This is a genomic window from Anaeroglomus insulsum (assembly GCF_050689095.1).
GTDB lineage: Bacteria > Planctomycetota > Phycisphaerae > Sedimentisphaerales > Anaerohalosphaeraceae > Anaeroglomus > Anaeroglomus insulsum.
Window position 1 is genome coordinate 1 of the sequence record NZ_JBOGCL010000028.1, and the last position, 9,390, is coordinate 9,390.

General features: G+C 41.5%; 5 protein-coding genes. 4 read left to right on the forward strand and 1 reads right to left on the reverse strand.

Annotated features, from left to right (window positions below):
- From ACQ9LF_RS13810 to ACQ9LF_RS13825, 4 genes are all read left to right on the forward strand, one after another.
- Positions 1 to 2,349, forward strand: a 2,349-nt coding sequence (locus ACQ9LF_RS13810) for a DISARM anti-phage system protein DrmE domain-containing protein (protein ID WP_462490005.1), incomplete at its 5' end; no start/stop codon positions are given.
- 1 nt (position 2,350) lies between these two features.
- A complete protein-coding gene (locus ACQ9LF_RS13815) occupies positions 2,351 to 5,962 on the forward strand; it encodes a helicase-related protein (RefSeq protein ID WP_462490006.1) in 3,612 nt (1,203 codons plus the stop codon).
- A gap of 14 nt (positions 5,963 to 5,976) precedes the next feature.
- Entirely contained in the window at positions 5,977 to 7,833 is a 1,857-nt protein-coding gene (locus ACQ9LF_RS13820; RefSeq protein WP_462490007.1) for a hypothetical protein, read from the forward strand.
- Positions 7,834 to 7,876: 43 nt separating this feature from the next.
- Positions 7,877 to 8,401, forward strand: coding sequence for a phospholipase D family protein (locus tag ACQ9LF_RS13825; protein WP_462490008.1), 525 nt, complete (start codon positions 7,877 to 7,879; stop codon positions 8,399 to 8,401).
- Positions 8,402 to 8,636: 235 nt separating this feature from the next.
- Here the strand turns inward: ACQ9LF_RS13825 and ACQ9LF_RS13830 are convergent.
- Positions 8,637 to 9,390, reverse strand: a 754-nt coding sequence (locus tag ACQ9LF_RS13830; RefSeq protein WP_462490009.1) for a hypothetical protein, incomplete at its 5' end; no start/stop codon positions are given.

Consider the following 9,390-nt stretch of genomic DNA (forward strand, 5'->3'; position numbering starts at 1 on the left):
GCAACTGCATTAATTCGTTATTTTTTGGATTCACAATATCATAGTGAAAACATTAATCGAGGTAATAGGATACTTTATTTTGGTTCTAATATTGGAATACGCAAACAATTGTGTCGTACTAGAGTGAAGGGATTAGGGATTGATTTGTCAGAGGTATTTTCACAATTAGATGTAAGTCGTGACGCAAATATTGTAGGTAGTCATAGTGTCTCAAAGCATTCAAATATGGGAAAATTGCCTCGTGTAACTACTATTTATTCTCCAGATGATCCATCCGCTATCTTGGAAACTTATAAACCGCCTTGGGTGGCAATTGACTTTGGCGATTCCCCTTCATTGACTTGGTTACAGCCATTGTTACGAGCAACCGTTCGCTTGAAAATTCCGGTTGTTGCTTGGGGAAATAATCCACTTTCTGAATGTGTCAAAGATTTTAGTTCCTTTGGTCATATTTTTGCTTGGCCTCCAACTTTGGTTTTGTCAAACCGGTCTTCTCCTATATTAAATGACAGATTAGACATATTATTATATCCACAAGATTCTATCAGTATGACACCCGTGGTACTTCAAGGTGAATCAGCAAATTCATTTAGTTCCTCACTTCAAAAGGCCTATCATCATCTTAGTCACATTACTCAACATATTGATAACGAGGGATTTAAAAGGGATACTATTGCTGTTCATTGGAAATATCTTCGTTCCTTAGAATCACTTGCTGTTCCGATCGATTTCTATGAAGCAGAGGCTCAACGGTTTTGGGGCCTTCAATCTTTCAGTAAGCTTATGTCTTTGTGTAATCATTTTCGTTCTGCCTGTGTGAGCAATACCTATTTATATCGCAACTTGGAAGAAGTAGCGGCCTTATTAGACAAAGCGAAAGATTATGTACAAACATTAGGATGTCCTTTATGGGAAGCTCTTGTCAATCTTTGCATTGAAGATGTCAAGACAAATGAAGTACGCTTGTTAGTCTTTCATAGTGACAGCAAAAAACGGCTCTATCTTTTCTCTTTGCTTGCTCGACATAATACCACTGAGGATGATTTGCATAAGATGAGGATATATGTAACTAGTCTCAAGGAGTTACGTCGATGGATGTATGCTTGCCGTAACACGTCTGAGGACAGTGGAAATAATGGTTTTCCAATGCCTATGGTAAATACCAATTGGCATCCGATTCTTATTGGACTACCTAGTCCAGTTATGACACCTTGGCTTTTCTATCCTTTGCTATATCCTAAAAATGATATAATCTTGTATCCACACCAGTGCTCCTCTTTCATTCGTAAACAAGGAGAATGGTCTGTTTGCTTAAGTGGAGATTTCAATCGCAATATTAATTCGCTTTCTTTTATGTCTGGTGTTGCAGTTCCGAATACTGCTCCTCTCATTCATGGACGTATTTCTTTGGAACAACCTGTTGAACTGAATGTCGAATCTACGGCAAAGAAAATAACAGTATTATCTGGCCCTATATGGCAACCTGATAATACTGTCAATGAAGTTGCTAATCTTTTCAAATCTGATGATGATTGCATACAGGAAGAGCTTATTCTTAACGATCAACCTAGTACAGAGATAAGTTCAACAGCAGATTATTATGAAGAGATTTGTTGTGCAGAGGCCATACGAGTACAGTTTGATCAAGGGTGGCATGCATATTTTGCTCCCGATGATGTCATAAATGTTGTTTGTAATGAGCTTAACTTGCGGCATGTTCGTTCTCTGAGGACAGGGGATCGCGTACTGGTCATTCATGGGCAGCAACGGCAAAACTTATATGACCTGCTTATTTCTCGTGTCCACAGGCACCCATCAATTGAGCTCCATCTGGCATTGATTCGCCGATGGCAAGAAGATTTCCGAATGAATTTTAATCAATGGTGCGCGAGTAATGGTGATTTAGTTGAGTGTAGGACATACGGTATTCGAGATTTGAATGGTCTATTGCGGAGAATGCAGGCCAAAGGAAGTATGCTCGTTACGCCACTTTCTTTGGCGTTCTGGCTTAGAGGGGACGTTCTTTGTCCGCTTGATCAAGAGGATTTACGACGTGTAGCGGAAGTGCTTAATATGGGTTTTGTTCAGAAGTATTATAAACACATCTCTCAGGCTGCAAGCAGACTGAGAGGATTACACCGTGGTCTTTCGAATAGGTTAAATCGTTGGTTACAAGATCAAGTTACAGGTGTAATTCAAGGTAATGATGATGCTGTTATTGATTCTGAATTAGGTTTGACATTTGGAGATGTGAGAAATTCTCTATTGATTCTTCGTGTTATAAAATTGGAAAATGTAGCAGGTCCTTTTTTGCGCAGTAATTTAGGTCAAGTTGAAAAGGATATTTAATATGGCAAATGGTAATTGGAGTCAACTGGAAGAGTCTATGTTGGCAGAATATTTGGTGGCACGTATTCGCGATAGGTCGAGTGGCCGAAGTGAATCTGAATGTGTAAGTAATTATCCAAGAGACATTTATTTTGTTGGAAATATACGTCCTCGTCGTGATGAGTCGCTTGATCCAGAAATGCAACAAGGGTACTTGCGTGAATTGCTAAATAAGCTTGCACCTGTTGCATTTGGAGCCGAATTCCGGCTACATATTCAAGATGGACCTGTTTTGGTTAGAGTCTCAGTACGGTGGGCGTGCTATTACCGTGTATTTCCTACGTTTATACAACAAATTGAACATCAACGCCTAAATAATATAGAAGAAAATATAAATAATAGTAGAAGTAATATAGACGGCGGACCCGCCGTTTCTTGTGGTACAGAAGGGAATAGTAGTCTAGTTGCACAACAAAAGTCTATAGGAGATGATGAGCACGAACAGAATGAGCTTGAGGCAGAAAATAATTCTTCTGAAGTAGCCGATTCTTCAAGCGACCGCAGACGTACACGTATTCCTCAGGATTCTCTTTATATCCGGTTTCGTAAGATTTCTTGTGAGGCTTCCGGCCAAATTATTTTCCGTCTTAATCAGGAAAGACAACTGTCTGTAGATACTTCTAACTTACAGCATGCTCTTAACCAGGAGATGTTACGAGCGCAACATATTGTTGCAAATGATTCTGAACGCATACGGACTATAGGGAGGCCCGATAATAAAATCCGAGTTCCAGAAACAGCATTAGTTTCGGAAGCGGCTTATCAACGCTTTGTGCAATCGATGCAAGTTGATGTTAGACCTGAATGGCGTTGGGAAGTGCACAGCGAAGTACGGACTATCGGAACAAATAATCCTAATGAGTACGTGTTTAGTATGGAATTAGTTAACACATCACCAACGTCTGAGGATTCACCAAATATAGAACCTTTTTTATTTGATACAGAGGCTTCTTTTGAGTTTACTGGTCAAGAGGTACGTGCTTTTGAACTTGATTTATCACCTCGAGGATTTCGTTATGATCGACATGTTTGGGGGCGAGGAATCAATTGTGCTGTCGTACGCCAAAATGGAGAATCATCTCCTTTCATATTTGTGACTACACATGTACCTATATATCGCCAATTGCGATTTACGACAAGAACAGTTCCACCTGCCCGTTTTGCAGATTTGGCGCGTGATCCGTTACCGTTTTTGGATGCTATTCTACAAGCGATGCAATGCTATCTGCAAACGTGGGAGCAGGAACGAGACAGATATATTGCAAATAACCCAAACTGGGAAACAGAATACGGTCTCGAGTTTGATCAAGATAGACAAAAGTACGAAGAGGAGATTGAAAACTTTCGATTGGGCAATGAATTGATTCGCACCAATCCTGATATACGTTTAGCATTTCAACTTACTAATGAAACATTTCGTCGTGGTCCGAAAACTGAGTGGCGATTGTTTCAGATAGTTTTCCTTGTGAGTCAGATTCCGGGTATCGCGGCATTATCGAATTCGGAAAGTACTATAAGTGTTGATCGTGAGAGAGTAGACATTATTTATTTCCCGACCGGTGGTGGTAAGACAGAAGCGTATTTGGCGACAATAGTATTCCATTGTTTTTTTGACCGTTTGAGAGGCAAGGCAGCCGGTCTCACTGCGTGGACCCGCTTCCCGTTACGGCTGTTGACATTACAGCAAACACAACGGGTAGCTGATGTTATTGGCTTGGCCGAACTTGTACGATGTGAACAACGAGACCCACGTCTTTCGGGTACTGACGTAGATGGTTTTGCCGTTGGGTATTTTGTTGGTCAGGGCGGTTCGCCAAATGAGATTGTTAATCCTCGAGTTAATTCATATGCAGATGCAGAAGACCAAGTTTTGTGGAGTAGAGTCAATGATCCTGTTGCGCGTCAAATATGGAAACGTGTTATACGTTGTCCATCGTGTCAAACAGCTACAGTTAGTATAGATTTTGATCCAGTACATGTTCGTTTAATTCATCGGTGTAGCCGACGTGATTGTCGTTTCACGAATGGAATAATTCCTGTTTATATTGTAGATAATGAAATTTATCGTTATTTGCCATGCGTGATCGTAGGAACTATTGATAAATTAGCTGGAATCGGTAATCAACGAAAAATATCAATGCTCTTTGGCCAGATTGATGGTCGCTGTTCTGTACATGGTTATTTTAAGGGTAAGTGTTGTCAAAAGGATTGTACAGAGATAAATGGCCCACAAGTCGCTATGCCAAGAGGCTTATCCGGCCCAACATTGTTTGTTCAAGATGAACTTCATTTGCTAAAGGAAGGTTTAGGTACATTTGATGCTCATTATGAAACATTTACTCAACAATTATTACGTGAGTTTGGGCAGAATCAGCCATTAAAGATTATTGCGTCATCTGCCACTATAGAAGCATTTGATAGACAAGTAAATCACCTATATGGCAAAAGCCCTAATGACGCGAGGGTGTTTCCAAGTTGTGGCCCTACACTCGGTCATTCGTTTTATGCTGAAACACAAAACTATCCTCAGCGATTATATGTGGGTTTACTCCCGCATAATAAGACTATATTTAGAACAATTCTTGAATTAATAGAAAGCTACCATCGCGAAATTCAATATCTATACCAACTTTCAACTGGTACGCCTAATCCCTATGGTGGAGCACTTTCACCTGGCACATTAGAATGGGGGCAACTTTTAGATTTCTATGCTACATCTTTGACATACTTTTTAGCGAATCGTGAATTGAACTCCATACGGACTGATTTAGTAGGAGACGTGGTTCCGAATCTACAACGAGATGGATTAATGCCATTTGAAATTTCAGATCTTACAGGTAGTACATCTACCGATGATGTATCCCGGATTCTGGAAAAGCTAGAACAGACATCTCTTCCCAATAGTCCTTCAGATGTAGTGCTTGCAACAAGCATGGTCAGCCATGGTGTGGATGTGAATCGTTTTAATAGTATGATTTTCTATGGAATGCCGCGTCAAAATGCTGAGTATATTCAAGCATCTAGCCGTGTAGGACGTAGCCATGTTGGGATAGTCTTTACTTGTCTTCATCCTGTACGAGAGAGAGACCAAAGTCATTACGCATATTTTCTGAAATTCCATGAATTTTTGGGCCAAATGGTCGAACCTATTGCTATTAATCGTTGGTCAAAGTTTAGCATTAATCGTACGTTGCCTGGGTTGTTTATGGGGGTGCTGCTTCAAGTTTTGACTAACCGTTTTTCAGAACAAAATCCTAATTATTTTTACATGCTCGATTATGTAAAACGCAAGATGAGTGATGGTAGTATTCGAATAGAACACTTTATACCTATATTAGAGAATGCATATGGTGTCCAGAATCCCACTACGCCTGGCGAGGTAACTTTTCGTGAAGAAATACGTCTTAGGGTACGTCAATATTGGGATTGTATACTAAGTTCCACAGCCGGTCAGCGTTTTGTTTCAGAAGTCCTGATTCCAAAACCGATGCGAAGTCTTCGTGACGTAGATGAAGCAATCCCCATCGAATTAGATTCTCTTGGATCACAATGGACAGCCCATACTGGTAGGTAATAGCAGAGATATTTATGACAAAAATAATGAATCGTGGTAAGCAACAAATATTATTCAATTATTTACCCAATCGTACTTTTGATTTCGAACAAGTCGCAGCTATCGCTCGGGTAGTGAGTATTCGTGGGGAGCCACGAACAGACTTGAATATTTCAGTTCTTCTTCGTAGAATTGCTGAAGAAACTCGAGTCTGGCAGGAGGAGTTTAGACCTGTTTTGCGAGATGACCTATTTCGGCAACCTGATCGTTTTATTCTTATAGATCCGCAAAGCGTACAATCTGAATTGTTTCCAAAAGTGTTATGGTGTAAGAATCCTAATTGTGGCCGAGTATTTGATTTTAGTCATCGTAATTCGCTTCCACATCAATGCCCTTCATGCCACCGAGGCGAGTTAATACAATTACGCTTTGTAAAAATTCATCGTTGTGGAGCATTACAGCCTCTTCTCCCACCTCGTTGCCATAGTTGTCAAACATCGAATCATATGGCTTTAGACACTCGAGACAGTATGCATTTTGAAAATTTCCAGTGGATATGTCGCCATTGCAATATGTCGCAAAATCTTTTTTCTGGCCGGTGTACCGTATGTCAGTGGCCTGATCCTAGGCTAAGAAATATGGATATAGAATTGCATCGTGCTGGGCGTACGTTTTATGCTCATACGACTGTTTTACTCAATATACCTCATCGAAGAATGGATAGATTCTTTAGTCTTCCGGAGTGGCCAGCTATTGCCGCAGCAAAGTATCTTGGTATGCCAGAGGTGTCAAATCGTTCTTTAACGGATTATGGGCAAGATAATCAAAGGGATCAAAATAGCCAAAACATGGGATTATCTGATAATGATTTAGATGATTTGATGCGTCGATGCACAAATGGCGAAATTACACCGGAAGATTTATCACGTGAAATACAAGCTTTAAGGGATCAGAGGCGGCGGGAATATGAAGAGAATTCTGCGAGCGGCATTGTTCAAAGTTTATCCCAGCGAAGTGGAGTTTCATGGCCTGTTTGGGAACGTGCCGGTCAAGAAATGTTAGAAACGATTATGCCTATGGAAATTGGACGCCCCAATGAGCTTGATATTAGCAATATAACTGTACCAGGCGTTCGAATTGCAAGGCAAATGGGACTTTCTCGTCTGGCCCTAGTGTCAGATTACCCGATTATTACTGCAACATATGGATTTACTCGTGCTGATTATCAACCTAATCAATGTCGTCTTAATCCTTTTCCTCCCCATCCGGACCACGGTGGCAAATTTCCTATTTACGTTGATCAGGTTCAGGCAGATGCTTTATTATTGAGTCTAAACTGTGATCGTGTCTTGTCTTGGCTTGAGAGAAATGGATGTCATCCAGTGATTCCTAATGGGATGGACCAAAGTATTGCCCGCAGGGCCTACTTTGTTCAACTTCTCAATGATGTCCCCTTAAGGGAAACTCTGCTAGCAGATCGCCGAGAAGCACGCTTAGTATTCGGTTTATTACATACGCTCAGTCATCTTTCTGTGCGAAAAGCAGCCTTATTATGCGGCTTGGACACAACTAGCTTATCGGAATATCTTTTACCACGTACACTTACTATTGCTCTTTATTGCAATCATCGTTTTGGTGCGACTATTGGAGCGCTTACTGCACTGTATGAGCAATCACTTGTCGAGTGGTTGAATACTGTCATCGAATCGCGACGTTGTGTTTATGATCCGATGTGTCATCATCGAAGTGGCAATTGTCATGCATGTACTCATTTAGCTGAAACGAGTTGTCGTTTTTTTAATCTGAACCTTAGTCGTGCCTTCTTATTTGGGGGGCGAGACTCTGAATTGGGCGATATATCGGTGGGATATTTTGATCCTTCATTACCTTAAATATATGACGAATTCTATTCCACAAAATGTTGTAGAATTAGTTATGACAATGCCAGAGCCGCACGGGGCATTTCTTGCTTATCAAACACGATGTCGTACTACTCTTGGTGTTCTAATTCAACTTCTTGCTCAAGCTCGTATACGAGTTATTATTGCCGCACCCTTTATTCAGTCCGGTTGCGGACTTTCTGATGGTGTTTTGGCCACTGCCCTACAATCAGCTTTGCGTAGAGGTGTGAATGTAGATATTCTTAGTACTGGGATGAGTTTACAAACTATTGACAAAAATAAATATCTTGATCATGCAGTAGGTAAATTGCGATTTTATAGACCAAGTGCTAACGTTGCTGATGAACAAAAGCTTGGTTCACATGCCAAATTTTGTGTAATAGACGGAGAGTCTGCATATGTTGGCAGTGCCAATCTTACTGGTCCTGGTTTATCAAACCAATTAGAGCTCGGTCTTTTAGTTCATGGCGAAGTTGTGCGACAAATAGAGCAGTTCTGGAATTATGGAATCGAGATAGGCCTTTTTATTCCTGTTTATATAGAGCCTACCATAGAGTAATATCAGATAAATTGTAAAATCCCTTTGTCGCCATAAAACTTCCGATTACTTCGCTTTCGAATCTAATGATATGCGATCATTATTGAGTATAGGGGATTTTGAAAATAGAAAACCGCCCGCAGGTGAGAGTAGAAGTCAGGTGACTTCTTTCGGGGTCGGCCCCAGAAGCGGAAGAAGAAGCTTTATCTACAGGACTTAGCATTATAATCGCTTTTCCTGTCCTGTCAATATTGCCTTAGAAACTTACCGGCGTGATATCATAATCTTCACCCAGAGTAATGCTCCACGGATTAGCATAGTTGTAGCCAAGATTGGCAGGTTTGGTGACCTGCCATGCACCAAAGCTGCCGTTTGTCGCCTCGACTGTGACTATATTGTTTTTGGGGAACCAACCTTCATACGGTAAATTATATCCGGTGCCATTGACTTTTGCCTTAAAGTTTCCCGATGCATTGATTTTCAGCTGGCAGCCATCGGCAAGGGTCTGTTTAAACCACTTGCCGCCCTTGTTTTTGGATGAATTAAAATAACGGATACGGTAATAATACCGCTGCCACAACGCACCCGCAGGGAACCAAAAGCATCCTGCGCCAGAGGCCATACCAGGAGCGCGGGAGGCAACCGAGACATTCTGCTGTCCTGTATTGTAATTCCACAGCAGCGGCTCAAGGTTTTGGGCCATCGTTGTCCAGTTGATGTTGTCCGAGCTTCTTTGGATAATGAATGCTGCCGAGTTGCCTGCCGGAACAATCGGAACATCGAATTTGACCCAATCCCAGTATTCCGTATGAGCGCCGGTTATGTCGATATTGATTCTGCACAGGCCGGTGAAGTCAGCCGGACCTTCCCCGTGGTTGTACAAGTCTGCTGTGACGGTTTTACTGCGAAGGGAACTCGGGAAAACAGGTTCATTCAATAGGATGGCCACCGGCTCAGAGGGAATCCCTGTATTGGGTGTCGGCGCATTATCCCGGCTGCAGGCGGTCACC